The sequence below is a fragment of the Devosia sp. RR2S18 genome (genome assembly GCF_030177755.1).
Lineage (GTDB): Bacteria > Pseudomonadota > Alphaproteobacteria > Rhizobiales > Devosiaceae > Devosia > Devosia rhizosphaerae.
Genome location: NZ_CP126539.1, coordinates 2,996,492 through 3,012,463, shown reverse-complemented (window position 1 = coordinate 3,012,463; position 15,972 = coordinate 2,996,492). Strand labels below are relative to the sequence as shown.

Genomic DNA, 15,972 nt, shown 5'->3' with positions numbered 1-15,972 from the left:
TTCTGTGGATAGAGCGCCTTACGCGACGCGTTTCATCTCGGTCCGCCGGGCCACCCGTTCCTCTACCAGGCCCTGGTGCAGGGCCGCTATAGCCGTCTCGAACTGATCCTCTTCGACCATCACCTGTAGGTCGACCTTGCGGATCATGTCGGTGATGCCGATGGGCTCGATCCCCGCATGGTCAAGCGCGGCGATGGCGCGCGAGAGCACCCCGGCACCCCGTAGGTCGCGACCAATCGCCGACACAATCGCAAGCTTGCGCAGGGCAATAGACGAGGTCGGGAAGGCTTCTGACAGATCGCTCTCCACCCGCCGGATGGCCTTCATTGATCCCTTGAGATAATGCGTGATCGTGTTGGCGTTGGAGGTCTTGGAGATGATCCAGACCTTATGCCGGGTCAGCGCATCGAGGATCTTCGCGTCATATCCCTTGACCCCAACCATATCCTGGTCGTGGAACTGCAATGCGAAAACACCCGATAGGCCGGTTACGATCTCGGCGCCAGGCGTGCGTGCGGGCAAATCCGAACGGATCACAGTGCCTGGATGCTCCGGCTCGAAGGCGTTTTTGACGCGCAGCGGAATACCGGCTTGGCGCAACGACTTGGCCGCGCGGGGGTGGATGGCCTCCATGCCCATATTCGAGAGCTGGTCGGCCACGTCGTAATTAGTCTCACCGATCACCCGCACCCGGTCGGAGCCCACAATCTTGGGATCGGCCGAGGAGAGGTGGAACTCCTTGTGGATGATCGCTTCGGCAGCGCCGGTCACCACCGCCACTCGCGACAATGTCACCTCGGAGTAGCCACGGTCATAGGTCTTCATTAACTGCTCGATGCATTGGGCGTAACCGGTGACGATCGGCATCTCGCGGGCGAGGTCAATGCCATCGAACTGCGCGCGAATGTGCTCGTCGAGAGGCCGCTCCTCGTCCTGTCGCCAGCCGGTGAGGTCAACGAAACGGGCATTTACCCCATGCTGCCGCAGTAGCAGCGCAGTGTTGTAGGCCGACTGCGCTTCACCCAACGAAGACAGCATCTCCCGCACGGTCAGCAGGTGTGACGCCAGCTGGAAATGCCCGAAGGAACAGAGCCGCGACAGGTCGATCAGACAAGAGCGCACGCCCTCGATCCGCTCGCGAATAAACTTGTCGGCCAAGTCGCGGCTTGATGGATCGGCGAAGATTTCGGCATTCTTTTCCACCATCTCCTTGGCAACGGCCGAGAGCGCATCACCCCATTGCCAACCCGATTCCGCATTGGCAAACAGTGCATAGACGCCCGGCTCTCCGGTCTTTTTGTGCTCGAGCAGGCTGTTGGTCATGCCAGCATAGGCCGAGACAACAAAGACACGGTTGTAGAGCGTGTCGGCAGAGCGGCCGCCGATGAGAACCGTCTCCAGCAGTTCGTGGCTGCGCGACATGGAGGTGCCGCCGATCTTTTCGACTGTGTGGGCTGGGGTGGTCAAAATACAAGTCCGAGGTTTGTGTCTCGTGGGCATTGCAAGGCATGCCAAAGGTCCTCCCCGCGTGCGGGGAGGAGGATGTCAAGGGGCCGGCCTTTAGCTGATCTTGCCGCCTTCGATGGCCAGCGGGGCCTTCGGATCGCGTGAGGCCAGGAAGGGTGGACGCGGCTTCTTGGCGGCGAACGGCGATACCACGCGATTGGACCACGAATTGTAGACAAAGAACGCGTTGGAGCGCGGGAAGGGCGTGATGTTGCCGTTCGATCCGTGCATGGTGTTGCAGTCGAAGAGCACCACCGTACCTGCCTTGCCCGCAGCATATTCGATGCCGAACTTGTTAGCCATCTGGGTTAGCGCGTCGGGGGAGGGGACACCGATCTCCTGCTTCTTGAGCGAAGATTTATGATTATCCTCCGGCGTCTCGCCTGCACAAGACACGAAGTGCTGGTGCGAACCGGGCATCAGCATCAGCGGACCATTGAGCGCATCATTGTCGGTCAAAAGGATCGAAGCCGAAATGGCCCGCATGCGTGGCATGCCATCCTCGGCATGCCAGGTCTCGAAATCGGAGTGCCAATAAAACTCCTTGCCGGTAAAGCCCGGCTTATAGTTCAGCCGGCTCTGATGCAGGTAGAGATCGTCATCGAGCAGGAACTTGACGCGACCGGCGACCCTCTCGTCCCGCGCGAGGCGGTCGAAGATGGTGCTCTCTTCATCAAGGCGAAACACGGTGCGGACTGCATTTGACCCAGGCTCGGTAATGAGGTTGTCGGCCTGCAGCTGGATCTCGCCGGAACGGATGCGCGCCGACTCATCCTTGAGCTTGGCGATCTCCACCTCCGAGAAAACGTTGGTGAGCACGAGAAAGCCATTCTTCTCGAAGCTCTCGACCTGGGCGCGGGTCAACGGCGCTTCCGGCGTCCAGTTGCCCCAGAATACGGGATCCTTGCGCTCAAGCCAGGTTTCGGTGCTGCCGCGGGTCGGATAGTCGTCGGCAATATGGTTGGTTGCGAGTGACATGTGTTGATCTCTCTCTGGGGCTTAAGCGGTTTCTGCAAGTTCTGCCGGCGCGTAGGAGCCGTCCTCGCGGTGCACTTCGGTGCCCGTCACCGGCGGATTGAAGCAGCAGGCCATCACCATCTCGTCGCGGGCCGTGAGCCGGTGCTTGTCATTGAGGTTGAGCGCGTACATCACGCCAGGCTCGATCTGGTGGACTTCGCCAGTCGCTAGATCCTCGATCTCGCCATTACCCGAGATGCAGTAGACGCTCTCGAAGTGGTGCTTGTAGTGGAACTCGTGGCTGGTACCCGCATGGATGCGGGTGATGTGGAACGAGAAGCCCATATTATCGCCGGCGAGCAGCAGTCTGGTGGAGTCCCAGCCGTTGGAATTGACGAGGCGCTCACCCTTGCGGGCGTCATTGAGATTACGAACGATCATCTCGTGCTTCCTTATTCCGCGGCGGCGCGCTGGCCACCGAGTTCGGCCTCGAAGGCGTTCTCGAGAATGTCGAGGCCTCGTGCGAACTGGTCCATGTCGATGGTGAGGGGCGCCAGGATTTTGACGATCTCGTCATGGGCGCCCGATGTCTCGATGATCAGCCGGTCCTCGAAGCAGAGCTTGCAAATGGCTGAGGCGGTTTCACCCGAGTCGGTCTCGATGCCGACCATCAAGCCACGCCCCTTGACGCGCAGCCCGTACTCATTGGCGATGGAACGCAGGCGCCGGTGCAGGAACTCAGCCTTCTCAGCGAGTTCGGTTTCGAAGGCGCCGTCAGCCCAGAACTTATCGAGCGCCGCCCGGGCCGTAACGAAGGCATGATTGTTACCGCGGAAAGTACCGTTGTGCTCGGCCGGCTTCCAGATGTCATGCTGGGGCTTGAGCAGTGTGATTGCGAAGGGCAGCCCCATGCCCGACAGCGACTTCGCCATAGTGACAATATCGGGCGACAGGCCGAACTTCTCAAAGGAGAAAAATGTCCCCGTCCGGCCACAACCAGCCTGAATGTCATCGATGATGAAGAGCGCACCGTGCTTTTTCGCGATGGCCTGGATCTTCTTGAGCCAGCCCTGTGAAGCGACGTTGAGCCCACCTTCACCCTGAACGGGCTCGACGATGATCGCGGCCGGTGCATCGATGCCGCCCGACGGGTCGGACAATTGCTGGTCGAGCAGTTCCGCGGTGTTGATGTCTTTGCCGTAATAGCCGTCGAACGGCGCGCGGGTCACGCCGTGAAGTGGAATGCCGGCGCCACCACGGTGCCCGGAATTGCCTGTCGCTGCCAAAGCACCAAGGGTCACCCCGTGAAATCCATTGGTGAAGGAGATCACATTGGTGCGGCCGGTTACCTTGCGCGCCAGTTTGATAGCCGCTTCTACCGCATTGGCTCCGGTAGGGCCGGTGAACTGCACGCGATAGTCCATACCGCGTGGCTTGAGGATCAGACGCTCGAAAGCTTCGAGGAATTGCTCCTTGGCATCGGTGAACATGTCGAGGCCATGAGCGATGCCGTCCTCGCTGATATAGTCGATCAACGCTGCCTTGAGGTCCGGATCGTTGTGCCCGTAGTTGAGCGACGAGCACCCCGCAAGGAAGTCCGTATAGGCAGTGCCTTCGTCATCGAAGATCGTGGCGCCCTGCGCCTTGTTGAAGAGCTTGGGGAAGCTGCGCGAATAGGAACGAACCTGGCTCTCCACGCGGTCGAATGTTGCAATCTGGTCAGTCATAGGGGTTTGCCTCCTTAGGGACGGCTAAGCTTTCAAAGAGAATGGGAGGGCGATCAGGCGGCGTTGCGCACCGGCAGGCCGCCTTTGGAGAAGGGGCCAATGGTCACTAGGTGTTCGGTGTCGTATTGGCCGCCGAAATGTCCTTCGCGCTCGAAGTGCGGCTGACGGCCGAGTGTCGCGCCCAAGGATTTGGCTAATGACCCGAACAATGCCCAGGAGGCGGCGTTGCCGTCGGTGATGGTGCTTTGAAGATTCGAAACATTCTCGCAGGCAGGGCGCGTCAAGACCGAACCGATCAGCTGCCTGGCAAGCCCACGGCCGCGGGCGTGCTCGGCGACGCAAACCTGCCAGATAAAGAGAGTATCAGGAGCCTCAGGCGGCACGTAGCCCGACACCCACCCAGCCACGGCGCCATTGAGTTCGGCGATAGCACAAGTGCCTGCAAAATGGCTGCATTGCAGCAGATTACAGTACATTGAGTTATCATCGAGGCTAGCCGTCTCATGCACCAATTGCCACACCCTGGCACCATCCTCCGGGCGCGGCGGGCGCAGCACGAGAGAATCGTTGGCCTTGTTCGGTGTACCGTCTGCCTGGGCTGCCAATTGCATGCTCCCTCCGCTTTCGTTGCACCAATTAGTTAGCTCGTTATAACTAAATGTCAACAGGCGGGGAGTTGTTGCACTCTGTGGGTGAGGCGCTAACGTCGGCAGGCCGGGCGGTTGCTGGCTATGTGGAGATTTGGTGACACTAGGCGCTGATGAGAATCGGGGGTAAGCCGAGCAAATATGTTTATAAAGGGCTAACTAAATCGCCGAGCCCCTACTTTCCTGCTTTAGCAGCGGGCTCTGCGGCGCTAGAGAAGATTGAATCGCTTCATTTTGGGTGCCCGTCTTGGAAGCTCGGACCAGATCTGCCCTTTCGGCCATGCGCAAGATACTGCGGGTAACCGAGCTCAACTCCAAGGCGCTGATGCGCGAGACCGGCCTCACACCATCCCAGCTCATTTTCATGCAGCTTCTGGAGGAGGGGAGTGAACATACAGCTGGTCACATTGCCGCTCGCATGGGCATCACCCAGGCTACGACGACAGCGCTGATCCAGAAACTGGAAGCGCAAGGCATGATCTTGCGCCGCAAAGGTGAGAGCGATCGACGTCAGGTGTGGCTGTCCCTAACGGATGCGGGCCGCCGTGTTCTCGCTATAGCGCCGGACGGAGCGCATGCACGCTTTCATCAGCAGTTCAGCGGCTTGCCGGAATGGGAGCAGTTGATGCTGCTCTCAGCGCTTGAACGCGTGGCTGCGATGCTAGGGCAAGAGGATATCGATGCAGCGGCTGTGCTTGACTCATCCGCTCGTCTGATAGCCGATCCCGAACCAAACTAAGGGCGGCAGTCATTCGGTCTCGCTCTCCGCCTCAAGGCGGGTGAGCGCCTCACCGACCTTTTGTCGTACCACAAGGTCTGGTTCGGATCCGGCGTTGGTCTGCTCGTAAGCAACAAGCGTAGCGCTGTCGATTCTAGCGGCTGCCGCCAGGTCGTCTACGCTAAGGCCTAGCCGCTCGCGGCGGTTGCGGTCTTCTGCTGGGGATCCGCCACCATCGGTAAAACTGATCTTGCTCATGACCGCACAAGGCGTGAGGCAGGCTTGAAGTTCCCTTATACAGACGGCCCATAGGCAGCCTGCTCCCGCAACGTTAACTCGCGTCAAGGTAACGGCTGCCACATTCTGGTCTGGGAATGGCCCAGACCTTGAACATACTCCGCCCGATTATGCGCGCTTCTGCGTAGTCTAAGCGCACCGCTTCGCCAGGGGCGACTAGCTTAAACTCAACGACTAACGAAGCGGTTCCAAAATAAATGCGGCTTTCTTCACTTCTGCCCAATCGTGCCTCCCGCCAGATACTCTCCATGTTGACGGTGCTGACGTTTACCGCTGTTACGGCAACGCTGGGTACCACAGCCAGTGCTCAGGCTGCATCTAGTGCGAGCGAAGTCGATTGCCTGGCGACCGCAATATACTATGAAGCCCGCGGCGAGAGCCGCGATGGTCAAATGGCCGTCGCTCAGGTCATTCTCAACCGCGTTGCCGACAAGCGCTATCCTGACAGCATCTGCGGCGTCGTCTATCAGAACAAGCACAAGCGCAATGCTTGCCAGTTCTCCTTCGCCTGCGATGGCGTTCCAGAGACGCGCAGCGAAACCAAGGCCTGGAACTTGGCGATGGAGATTGCTGAAAAGGCCACTGACAGCGAGCCGCTGGTGGCTGAACTTCACCTCGCAACGCACTACCATGCCAACTATGTGAACCCGAACTGGGCTCCGAAGATGCAGAAGCTCAAGCAGATCGGGCAGCACATCTTTTATCGGGGCTAGTTCGCAGCCTAACGATTGCAGGTGCAGTCGGCCCAGGCCACGGGGTCGGCTGAACCTCCTTTTAGTCTCAGCTGTTCCATCCGCGTCGTAATGGCGCGTTCACTTGTTTCAGGGGAAGTGAATGTGTATGTGTGCGCTTTCGCGGTGCGCGCCAGCTTTGTCAGCGTGCAACCTGCTACTCCCGCAGATCCGGCCTGAGGTGCGATAGCTTAGATTGACGTTGCAGACGCCTTATTACCTCGTCGACAAGACGGTACTTCTTGGGAACCTTGAGAAAATATCGTATTTGCGTCAGAGGTCGGGCGTCAAATGCCTGCTGGCGCTCAAGTGCTTCGCCACTTGGTCGGTGTTTGACCTCATGGCCGAGCACATGGACGGGACGACGTCCTCCTCGCTCAACGAAGTTCGCCTTGGCCGTGAGAAGTTCGGCGGCGAGACCCACGCCTATTCCGTCGCTTTTTCGGATGACGAAATAGAGGCGGTCGTCGCCAATTGCGACAAGATCATCTTCAACTCGGTCAATCAGCTGACCCGCTTCGCCGGCGCTGCAGCCGGCAAACAGCTCGGCCTGCGGCTCAACCCGCAAGTGAGCCACTCCAGTTTCATCATCGCCGACCCGGCTCGTCCACACAGCCGCTTGGGTGAATGGGATTTGGACCGCATCCTTCCGGTGCTCGATCGAATCTCGGGTGTGATGATCCACTGTCACTGCGAGAACAACAGTTTCGAGAGCTTCTCCGAGATACTGGCCGGCATCGAAGCGCGCTTCGGCAGCGTCCTCGAACAACTCGACTGGGTCAGCCTGGGCGGCGGTATTCACTTCACCGGCGAAAACTATCCGCTCGAGGCCTTCGCCGATCGGCTCAAGGCCTTCTCGGAGCGCTGGAATGTCCAAGTTTATCTCGAGCCCGGTGAGGCCGCGATTACCAATTCGACGACGCTAGAGGTCACCGTTCTCGATATCTTGAACAACGGCAAGGACTTGGCAGTCGTTGACTCTTCGATCGAAGCGCATATGCTCGATCTTTTGATCTACCGCCTCGAAGCCAAGGTCCTACCGAACCGGGGCGGTCATAGTTACATGGTGTGCGGCAAGTCATGTCTTGCCGGTGACATCTTTGGGGAGTTCCAGTTCGAACAGCCATTGGCGGTCGGCCAGCGCATCTCAATTCTGGATGCGGGCGGCTATACCATGGTGAAAAAGAACTGGTTCAACGGCGTTCAGATGCCCTCTATAGCCGTGAGGGAACTGGACGGTCGGGTGCGGCTCGTCAAGAGCTTCACCTACACGGACTACGTCGATAGCCTCTCTTGAGGTGACGTGGTTCAGCGTAGCCACTGCCGGTAGCCGCTCAGGCGCCGGTGCCGATTGGGGCGCGTCCAGAGGGCAGGCTGAGAGCCTTGCCGGCCGCGCATTAGAAAAGGTGTTTCGTGCCAATTGAAAAAGAATGTCCTGATTGTCGGGGCCGGAGGTGTGGCGCAGGTCGTCGCCCATAAGGCCGCTCAAGCAAACGACGTGCTCGGCGATATCCACATCGCCTCGCGCACTGTCGACAAGTGCCACGCGATCGTTCAGAGCGTGCTCGAGAAACGATCCCTCAAGATGCCCGGCGTGTTGCAAGCTCATCAGCTTGACGCTCTGGACGTCGAGGCGACAAAAGCGCTGATCGCCCGAACTCGGGCGGGCATAGTGATCAATGTGGGCTCCTCCTTCCTCAACATGTCGGTGCTGCGCGCCTGCATCGAGACTGGGGCTGCCTATATCGACACCGCCATCCACGAAGATCCCCAAAAGATCTGCGAAACGCCGCCCTGGTACGGCAATTACGAGTGGACGCACCGCGCCGAATGCGAGCGCAAGGGCATTACTGCCATTTTGGGTGCTGGGTTCGACCCGGGCGTCGTCAACGCCTATGCGGCGCTGGCGGCTGAGGAGTATTTCGACTCCATCGACTCGATTGACATCATCGACGTCAATGCTGGTTCGCACGGCAAGTACTTCGCCACGAACTTCGATCCGGAAATCAACTTCCGCGAGTTCACCGGCCAGGTCTGGACCTGGCAGGACAGCCAGTGGACCTCCAACAAGATGTTTGAGGTCAAGCGCACCGATGACCTGCCGGTTGTTGGCGCGCAGACCACTTACCTGACTGGCCATGACGAGATTCACTCGCTCTCGGCCAATCTCAACGTGCCCAATGTTCGGTTCTGGATGGGTTTTGGCGAGCACTACATCAACGTGTTCACCGTCCTCAACAATCTCGGGCTGCTCTCCGAGCAGCCGGTAACGACCGCCGAAGGCCTCCAGGTGGTGCCGCTTAAGGTAGTCAAGGCCGTGCTGCCCGATCCGGCATCACTGGCGCCGAACTACCGAGGCAAGACCTGCATTGGTGATCTCGTTAAAGGCACCAAGGATGGCATGGCGCAGGAGGTGTTTATCTACAACATTTCCGATCACGCCGAAAACTATGCCGAGGTCGGAAGCCAGGCCATCTCCTACACGGCTGGTGTACCCCCCGTGGCCGCGGCGATCCTGATTGCCGAGGGTGATTGGGATGCCAAGCGCATGGTCAATGTCGAGCAACTGCCCGCCCGTCCGTTCCTGGATCTGTTGGCCGAGATGGGCCTGCCCACCCGCATCCACGATGCGGCAGGGGATCGCCCACTGACCTTTGACGAGGCGCCGTTGGTGCCAGCAGTCAAGATTGCAGCGGCGCTCTAGCGGAAGTACTCCAGACGGTCCGGGCCCAATGCCCGGGCCGTTTTCTTTTCTAAAGCTCCTGCTCCAGTAGACGGCTGATCTCCTTCCGCTCCCGACGGGAGCGGATCTGTTTCGCATCGACGGTTAGCGGCTGCACACAGACCTGATCATCCTTGCTCCGCACTTTGAACTGGCGCTTTGCACCGACCAGCAGGTCCTCCGATCCATAGACCGCCGCGACCTGAAGTTCGAACGAGATAAGTTCCTGTTGCACCGCGCTCGGGTCCTCGTTTGGCGATTTTCTACGCAGCACGTGGTCGAAGATTGAGCGCAGCGAACCCATGTCGCGTACATTCCCGGCACCGAGCGGCCCCTGTCGCGACCACAGCCGCAGGTCGGACGGCTCCTCCCAGTCTTCCACCCCATCGAGCTCGGTCACCGGGCAGGCAATCTCGCGATCCGCCGTGTGCAGTTTTGCGATGATGGACTGCACATAGATTGGGTCGGCGCTCATGTTGCTGACGAGACACCGTGCGTCCAGTTCTCGTCCGCCGCCGAGATTGATCAGGATTTTGGGCTTGTTCTGGCGCCGGTAGCTGCTGATGAAAACCTGCAGGTAGGTAATCCAGACTACCAGCATGCCAAGATTGGCCAAGAGGCTGAGTAGCTCCCGATTGTCCACAAGCCAGTCCATATCGATCTCCCGCTAGCGCTTACGGGCGAACGAGTACAAGGGGAGAAAGATGCAGTCTGAGGTGTTCAGAGCCGGGATCGGGGCAAGTACGATGATCTGGTAGGTATAGCCCCTCACGCGAGGCGGCCAGACTAGCGCGAGTCTGGTGTTGTCTCGAAATGCTCTCGTAGGAGCCGCATATTGCGTTTGTTGGCCTTGAAGAACAGGTCGAACACGGAACCCAGAAGCGGAACTGAACCCACCACGAAATCCACAGCAGTGTTGGCCACCATGCGGCCGATCAATGGTCGGGGCGCACCGTGCTTGGCTGCCTGTGAAATGATGTAGAGCGACACGGCACCCGCGGCGGCGTCGCCGATGCCGGGGACCAGACCCACCAGCGCGTCCACGCCAAACCGCATGGATGTACCGGGAATGCCCCAGCGCGAGTCCAAGAGGTTAGCCAGACGGTCGAGCTCAGCCAGCCGATGGTCGGCTGGCTGAGTTGCGGTAGCGACAGGCGCAGTTCTTTTGGACAATGTTGGCACAATAGCGCCTACGACCTGGGTTCGTGCGCTAGAATATCGCCGCGATCCCGAGCACGCCAAGAATCAGGAAAATAACGATGATCGCCAGCAGAATAAAGAACACGATCTTGGCGAGACCCGCAGCGCCGCGAGCAATGCCCGTGAAGCCTAGGGCGCCGGCAATCAGCGCGATGACCACGAGTGCGATAAGTAGTTCAAGCATGGTAAGCCCTCCATTTTTGACCTGAAGGACCAACGTCCCCTTTTGCGGCGAAGTTCCACAGTTCCGCCAAACTGTCGACCTCGGGTGGCGTTTCTGCCGTTCAACGACTAACAAGCTCCCCATGCATTGGGCACTTCGGCCTTCTACCACAGCGTCCTACGAGACTGCCGCCCCGCACCACTCTCGTTGACCATATACGAAATCTGCTGTTGTTCAGACCAGTAGCGCGTCACTTCCGCACTGCAGGAACCCACCCAACTACAGCAGACGTTACCCTCAACAAGACTCTCTGACCGCAAAGCCGAGGCACATGCTCACAGCCATCCGACCTGTCCTCCCTGTACTCTTCAGCGTAGCCTTCATGATGCTGGGAAACGGCGCCCTAGGCACGCTCATCGGGTTGCGTATGGCCAATACCGGCGCCAGTTCGATCGCCATTGGCTTCGTCAGTGCGGCATTCTTTGCTGGCCTGACGCTGGGCTCGCTGCAGTGTTTTCGCTTCATTGCCCGCGCCGGCCATATCCGGGTTTTTGCCGCACTAGCCTCTATTTATTCTGCCGCGTCGCTGGGTCACGCGCTCACTCCAGACCTTCTGATCTGGGTTGCCTTGCGCTTCATCGAGGGTGTCTGCCTGGCTGGCATCTACATGTGCATCGAGAGTTGGTTGAACGAACAGGCGACCAATGAGAGCCGCGGTCAAATCCTGTCTACCTATATGATCACGCTGTTCACGGCGATGGCGGCAGGTCAGCAACTCCTGAACTTCAACGTGTTGGGCAGTCCGGTGCTGTTCATGATCATTTCGGTTCTGCTGTCGCTCTCGCTGGTGCCTCTCTGCCTAACCCGAGCAGCGCCTCCCGTGCTGCCACATGTGACTTCATTCAGTCTGCGCGCTCTGTATCAGGCTTCGCCACTCGGCCTCGCTGGAGTTGCCATCAGCGGGGCTGTAAGCGGCGCCCTCTATGGACTTGCCCCGGTCTTTGCGGCCCAATCCGGGTTCGGCATGTCAGGGACGGCAGCATTTATGACCATTCTCATTGCAGGAGGAGTGGTCTTGCAGTGGCCATTAGGCTGGCTCTCTGACGCTTTTGACCGTCGCACGATCATCATCGGCGTTTCAGCGGCGCTGGGTGTCCTCAGCGTAGCCATGTGGCTGCTTCCGGACGGCAACTGGCTATTCCTTGGGATAACGCTCCTGTTTGGGGGTATTTCCTTCAGCATCTATCCCATCTGCCTGGCCCACACGAACGACCATGTGGCCAAGCAGGATCTTGTCGCTGCGAGCGGGGGCATGATCCTTATAAACTCCGTCGCAGCAATTATTGGACCACTCGTTGCCTCAGTGCTGATGGCTCGGCTTGGGCCAGCGGGACTTTTTGCCTTCACCGCGCTCCTTGGCGCTGCTGCCGCTGCTTTCGGGGTCTGGCGAGCATCTGTGAGGCCGCCGCTGCCGGCCGACGAACAAGCCGCTTTCCGTCCGCTCCCGCAAACGACACCAGTTGTGGCGCCGCTGCACCCTGAAGGGGAGCCGGAGAGCGAGGCGCACCCTGCGTAACTGAGCGAGTTTGCCTAAGCCGGGCTTTCGTCGTCAGCTCTGGCATGCGCGAGTTGCTCTCGTGCCGCGGCCAAACGGGACTTCAGAAGTTTGTTCTGTGCCTCCAGGCGCTCGTTTTCGCCTCGCAACTGGCGCATCCGCGATTCAGCAGCTTCAAGGTAGTCTTGGCCATATCCGGTCTTCCGCCTGGGGTCGGTTCGGCGCAGGAGTTCGTCCCAGGAAGTGCCGGCGGATTGTAGGAGCTTATGAGCCGCCAAAGCAGCTGACGCCCGTTCTCCTCCGTGGTTTGAACCTAGTAAGCCCAGAATGCGCTTAAGTTTCTCGAGCTCAGATCTCGTCATCTCTTCCCCTTTGCCAGCTTAGATAGGGGCTCCGCCTTCCGCCCTCCAGTTCAGAGTCGGATCTGATTTCCATTCCAGTGCGCTGCAGCACACTCGCGCCAAATGCCGCCGCATGCTAGGCGTTCCTGACTGACTATAGAACGCGCCCTCGGAGAAACTGCGAAGGGCTAACCGAGAGTATGCGGCGCGTGTTGAGGACTCCTACGACTGTCACCAGCAGCACCGCCCCGATTGCAACAACCAGCAACGAGGTAGCGTCGAGCGAGAGCGCTATGCCCAAAACATTGCCTGCAACGAGGTAAGCAAGCACGATCCCAAGGATCATGGCAAACACTGCCGCATAGATTGCCAATCCAACGAAATAGATGGCTTCCGAGGTGAGCAACTCGCGTCGTGTCGCGCCCAGAACTTTCATGATCACGGCCTCCGCTTCGCGCTGCTTGCGGCCTGTAGAGGTGGCGCCAATCAGCACGAGAATTCCGTTTGTCAGCGCCAGCGCTCCAGCGGCCAGTACCACGCCCGCTAATTGGTTCAGCGCGCTGGAAAGCTGCGCAATGGTATCTCCCACCGGCACGAAATTGACATCTGGGAACTCGGCAGCGAGCGCCTGCTGAACTGGTACGTCTTCGCCGGGGTGGACCTTGATGGATGCGAGGTAGGTCAGAGGATATTGCTCTATGAACCCGGGCGAAAACGCCACGGCGAAGTTGAGTCCCTCCTGGAAGCGGTACTCGCGAAAGCTGGCAATGCTTGCCTGAACGACTTCCCCAAAAAGCTCGAACTCAGCGACGTCGCCGACCTCAAGCCCCAACTCTCGCTGTAGCTGGGACGGCAGCGAAACCAGCGGGGGGCCGTCATAGTCAGCGGCCCACCACTGGCCAGCTTCGATCCGGGAGCCTTGTGGCAGTTCGCGTTCCATGCCGAGGGGAATGTCACCTGAAAACAGAAAGCGGGCCTCCGGCGAGCCGGCGCTAGATACGTCCTTGTCATCAAGACGCAAGACGCGCCCCCGCAGCATGGGCGTTGCTAATACCCAATCGATCTGCCCGTCCTGAGCGAACTGCTGCAAGGTCTCAACTTCATCGGAAAAAAGATCGGTCGCGATGAGGCTGGGCGCATCCTCCACTACGGCATCGATCAGCTCTGCACGGAGACTGGAAACAACCAGAACCATTGAAAGCAGCAGGGTTAAACCCATGCCGACCGAGACAATAGTTGCGGCTGCAGCCGACCCCGGAGCGGTCGCTCCGCGCAGCAATCCGCGGACCCATGCCTTACCCGGCCGCACCAGTCCCAGGGTAAACTGTAGCAATTTGGAGACGTTTTGTAGCACAAGCAGCACCAGTCCGGCAGCAACCGCTGCTCCGAGCGTCAACGCCAGATCACCGGTCAGCACGTAGGCAAGTGCAATGGCGGCGGATCCCGCAACCAGCAGTGGTAGCGCGATGTCCAGTCCGGTCAGCGCCCGTAGGGGCATCGGCGGGAGCGTGGCAACGGCGGAGCGGAACAGGACGCCCGGGCTGATCTGCTGCGCGCGGAGCAATGGGAGATAGGCGAACAAGGCGCTCGCCAATAGCCCGAAGCCCGTCGCGGCTGCCAGTGGGACGAGCTCCAGCGTACCGCGCAAGGGAAAGCCGATGGCAGCACTCAGCGGGGTCAAAAGGGCAAAGGAGAGGAGTGCACCCGCCAAGACGCCAATGCCGACACCTATAATGGCCAGCAGCACGATCTGGGCCATATAGTGCACCAATAGGCGTGAGCCGGTGGCGCCGAGCGCCCGCATTGTGGCAACAGAGCGCTGGCGCTCAAGCATGTAGGCCGTCACGACCTGAGAAACGCCTGACCCGCCGATCAGTACGGCGGCCAACCCGATCAGCAGCAGATATCGGGCAAAGAGGTCGTAGTACTCCACCAGCGGCCCGATCGCCTCACGCGCCGTGCGGACTTGCCACTCGGCAGAAGCGGAGAGTTGTTCCAGAACTGCGAGCGCCTCCGGAACGGCCAAGTCTTCTCCAAGCCGGATCTTGTACCGGTAGAGAGGCGAAAGTCCAGGCAAGGGAATGTCCCGGGTCGCTAAGGTGTTGTAGCTCTCAAGGGGGATAAGGGCCGTGAGGCCTAGGCGAACGCCGCGAACCGGGCCGTCTGGAACTCCCGAGAGCGTGCCGCGGACCTCGAAAGGCGTTCCGCCGATCCGAACAGTAGACCCGAGCCCGACGCTCAGGCGCTGCAAGAGCACCGGATCAGCCAGCACACCGGACATGCCATCGCGTTCGGCCAGGAACGCATCGAGCGCGACGCCAGGCGAAAGCTGCGGCGAGCTTATGGTGCCGATCAATGGGTAGGTAGAACCGGCGGCTAGGAGATCTACAAGAGCATTCTGCCCCTCCGAACTCGCCCGTGCATTGGTGTCGACCACCTCTGCAACTTCGCCCAGACTACGGAACTGCTCCACTAGTGCCGCGTCGATCGGCTCGCCTTCCTGAGTGACTTCGATGTCACCGCCCAGCAGCACGCCGGCTTCGCGCTCAAGGGTGCGTTCAAGATTGGCGCTAACAGATCCGACAGCGGCCACCAAACCGGTGCCGAGCGCCAGACAGGCCAGGAGCAGGCCGAAGCGCCGAACATCGCCCTTGAGGTCGGCCAGCGCGAAACGGATCTGACGCAGCAGCCGGCTCAAGACAGGGCTGTCTCCGGACGCAGCACACCGGCGGTCATCACCAGGGTGCGGTCGGCCCGAGCAGCGAGGGCCGGGTCATGGGTGATTATCACGACAGCAGCATCCTGTTCTCGTGCCAGCGAAAACATAAGTTCGATGACCTTCGCTCCGCTCGCCGCATCGAGGTTGCCAGTGGGTTCATCTGCCAGCAGCAGCTTGGGCTGCGTCACCAAGGCTCTCGCTAATCCGACACGCTGCTGCTCGCCGCCGGAAAGCGCAGCGGGTAGGTTGTCGCTACGGTTTTCCAGACCCACCTGCCGCAATGCTTCGATGGATCGCGCGGTCAGTTCTGAGGTGGATAGGGTGGGTTGGACGATCTCGAGTGCCAGCCCAACGTTGTCGCCCGCGGTTAGCGAGGGAATAAGATTGATATTCTGGAAGAGTATGGCCACACGGCCGCGACGAAACACGGCGAGTTGGTCCTCGTTCAAGCCGCTCAGATCTTGACCATCGACGACGACCTGCCCGCTGGTGGCCTTCTGCAACCCACCCAGCAGCATCAGCAAGGATGTCTTGCCGCTGCCGGATGCTCCCGTTATCGCCACGATCTCTCCGGGCGAGACGCTAAAGCTGACGTCCTTGAGAATATGCGTCTGGCGCTGAGCATTGACCACAAGACTGGCGCCCCTCACGTCGATCAAGGGTTGCTCGTGATGGATTCGGTCGTGCAT

16 protein-coding genes are annotated in these 15,972 nt (G+C 59.8%); 5 read left to right on the top strand and 11 right to left on the bottom strand.

Annotated elements, in window-relative coordinates; genetic code table 11:
- Nucleotides 1-18 precede the first annotated feature (18 nt).
- The 5 genes from QOV41_RS14855 to ectA all read right to left on the bottom strand — a co-directional run bounded on the left by QOV41_RS14855 (nt 19) and on the right by ectA (nt 4,801).
- The gene (locus QOV41_RS14855) at nt 19-1,467 is read right to left on the bottom strand and encodes an aspartate kinase (RefSeq protein ID WP_284577566.1); all 1,449 of its coding nucleotides are present in this window, start codon (nt 1,465-1,467) and stop codon (nt 19-21) included.
- Between the two features lie 93 nt (nt 1,468-1,560).
- Nucleotides 1,561-2,484, bottom strand: coding sequence for an ectoine hydroxylase (gene thpD, locus QOV41_RS14850; RefSeq protein ID WP_284577565.1), 924 nt, complete (start codon nt 2,482-2,484; stop codon nt 1,561-1,563).
- Nucleotides 2,485-2,505: 21 nt separating this feature from the next.
- A complete protein-coding gene (locus tag QOV41_RS14845; protein WP_284577564.1) occupies nt 2,506-2,904 on the bottom strand; it encodes an ectoine synthase in 399 nt (132 codons plus the stop codon).
- Between the two features lie 11 nt (nt 2,905-2,915).
- The gene (ectB, locus tag QOV41_RS14840; protein WP_284577563.1) at nt 2,916-4,190 is read right to left on the bottom strand and encodes a diaminobutyrate--2-oxoglutarate transaminase; all 1,275 of its coding nucleotides are present in this window, start codon (nt 4,188-4,190) and stop codon (nt 2,916-2,918) included.
- A 53-nt stretch (nt 4,191-4,243) separates the two neighbouring features.
- Nucleotides 4,244-4,801, bottom strand: a complete 558-nt coding sequence (gene ectA, locus QOV41_RS14835) for a diaminobutyrate acetyltransferase (RefSeq protein WP_284577562.1) — start codon at nt 4,799-4,801, stop codon at nt 4,244-4,246.
- A 283-nt stretch (nt 4,802-5,084) separates the two neighbouring features.
- On the opposite strand from ectA, the gene QOV41_RS14830 reads away from it, so the two are divergent.
- Nucleotides 5,085-5,576, top strand: coding sequence for a MarR family winged helix-turn-helix transcriptional regulator (locus QOV41_RS14830; RefSeq protein ID WP_284577561.1), 492 nt, complete (start codon nt 5,085-5,087; stop codon nt 5,574-5,576).
- Nucleotides 5,577-5,585: 9 nt separating this feature from the next.
- Here the strand turns inward: QOV41_RS14830 and QOV41_RS14825 are convergent, their stop codons facing one another.
- A complete protein-coding gene (locus QOV41_RS14825) occupies nt 5,586-5,813 on the bottom strand; it encodes a RodZ family helix-turn-helix domain-containing protein (protein ID WP_284577559.1) in 228 nt (75 codons plus the stop codon).
- A 236-nt stretch (nt 5,814-6,049) separates the two neighbouring features.
- On the opposite strand from QOV41_RS14825, the gene QOV41_RS14820 reads away from it, so the two are divergent.
- From QOV41_RS14820 to QOV41_RS14810, 3 genes are all read left to right on the top strand, one after another.
- Nucleotides 6,050-6,565, top strand: coding sequence for a cell wall hydrolase (locus QOV41_RS14820; RefSeq protein ID WP_284577558.1), 516 nt, complete (start codon nt 6,050-6,052; stop codon nt 6,563-6,565).
- 220 nt (nt 6,566-6,785) lie between these two features.
- Nucleotides 6,786-7,880: a carboxynorspermidine decarboxylase gene (locus tag QOV41_RS14815; RefSeq protein ID WP_284581343.1), complete on the top strand. Its 1,095-nt coding sequence runs from the start codon at nt 6,786-6,788 to the stop codon at nt 7,878-7,880.
- A 123-nt stretch (nt 7,881-8,003) separates the two neighbouring features.
- Complete coding sequence (locus tag QOV41_RS14810) at nt 8,004-9,287, top strand: saccharopine dehydrogenase family protein (protein WP_284577556.1); 1,284 nt, start codon at nt 8,004-8,006, stop codon at nt 9,285-9,287.
- Between the two features lie 49 nt (nt 9,288-9,336).
- Here the strand turns inward: QOV41_RS14810 and QOV41_RS14805 are convergent, their stop codons facing one another.
- The 3 genes from QOV41_RS14805 to QOV41_RS14795 form a co-directional block, all read right to left on the bottom strand.
- Nucleotides 9,337-9,960 carry a hypothetical protein gene (locus QOV41_RS14805; RefSeq protein WP_284577555.1) on the bottom strand — a complete coding sequence of 208 codons (624 nt, stop codon included), beginning with the start codon at nt 9,958-9,960 and terminating at the stop codon, nt 9,337-9,339.
- Between the two features lie 131 nt (nt 9,961-10,091).
- Nucleotides 10,092-10,478, bottom strand: coding sequence for a DUF4112 domain-containing protein (locus tag QOV41_RS14800; protein WP_284577554.1), 387 nt, complete (start codon nt 10,476-10,478; stop codon nt 10,092-10,094).
- A gap of 37 nt (nt 10,479-10,515) precedes the next feature.
- Nucleotides 10,516-10,812: a DUF1328 domain-containing protein gene (locus QOV41_RS14795; RefSeq protein ID WP_284577553.1), complete on the bottom strand. Its 297-nt coding sequence runs from the start codon at nt 10,810-10,812 to the stop codon at nt 10,516-10,518.
- Nucleotides 10,813-10,999: 187 nt separating this feature from the next.
- Between QOV41_RS14795 and QOV41_RS14790 the strand changes: the two genes are divergently transcribed.
- On the top strand, nt 11,000-12,244 hold the full coding sequence (locus QOV41_RS14790; protein ID WP_284577552.1) for an MFS transporter: 1,245 nt from the start codon (nt 11,000-11,002) through the stop codon (nt 12,242-12,244).
- Nucleotides 12,245-12,718: 474 nt separating this feature from the next.
- On the opposite strand, the gene QOV41_RS14785 is transcribed toward QOV41_RS14790, so the two are convergent.
- Complete coding sequence (locus tag QOV41_RS14785) at nt 12,719-15,262, bottom strand: ABC transporter permease (protein ID WP_284577551.1); 2,544 nt, start codon at nt 15,260-15,262, stop codon at nt 12,719-12,721.
- Nucleotides 15,259-15,972 (bottom strand): ABC transporter ATP-binding protein, encoded by a 714-nt coding sequence (locus tag QOV41_RS14780; RefSeq protein ID WP_284577550.1) that lies wholly within the window; start codon nt 15,970-15,972, stop codon nt 15,259-15,261. The genes QOV41_RS14785 and QOV41_RS14780 overlap by 4 nt, the downstream gene beginning before the upstream one ends.

Coding starts and splice junctions, on each gene's coding strand:
- QOV41_RS14790 (WP_284577552.1), top strand. CDS start 11,000: ATGCTCACAGCCATCCGACCTGTCCTCCCTGTACTCTTCAGCGTAGCC.
- QOV41_RS14825 (WP_284577559.1), bottom strand. CDS start 5,813: ATGAGCAAGATCAGTTTTACCGATGGTGGCGGATCCCCAGCAGAAGAC.
- QOV41_RS14780 (WP_284577550.1), bottom strand. CDS start 15,972: ATGCACGACCGAATCCATCACGAGCAACCCTTGATCGACGTGAGGGGC.
- QOV41_RS14820 (WP_284577558.1), top strand. CDS start 6,050: ATGCGGCTTTCTTCACTTCTGCCCAATCGTGCCTCCCGCCAGATACTC.
- QOV41_RS14845 (WP_284577564.1), bottom strand. CDS start 2,904: ATGATCGTTCGTAATCTCAATGACGCCCGCAAGGGTGAGCGCCTCGTC.
- ectB (WP_284577563.1), bottom strand. CDS start 4,190: ATGACTGACCAGATTGCAACATTCGACCGCGTGGAGAGCCAGGTTCGT.
- QOV41_RS14805 (WP_284577555.1), bottom strand. CDS start 9,960: ATGGACTGGCTTGTGGACAATCGGGAGCTACTCAGCCTCTTGGCCAAT.
- ectA (WP_284577562.1), bottom strand. CDS start 4,801: ATGCAATTGGCAGCCCAGGCAGACGGTACACCGAACAAGGCCAACGAT.
- QOV41_RS14795 (WP_284577553.1), bottom strand. CDS start 10,812: ATGGGGAGCTTGTTAGTCGTTGAACGGCAGAAACGCCACCCGAGGTCG.
- thpD (WP_284577565.1), bottom strand. CDS start 2,484: ATGTCACTCGCAACCAACCATATTGCCGACGACTATCCGACCCGCGGC.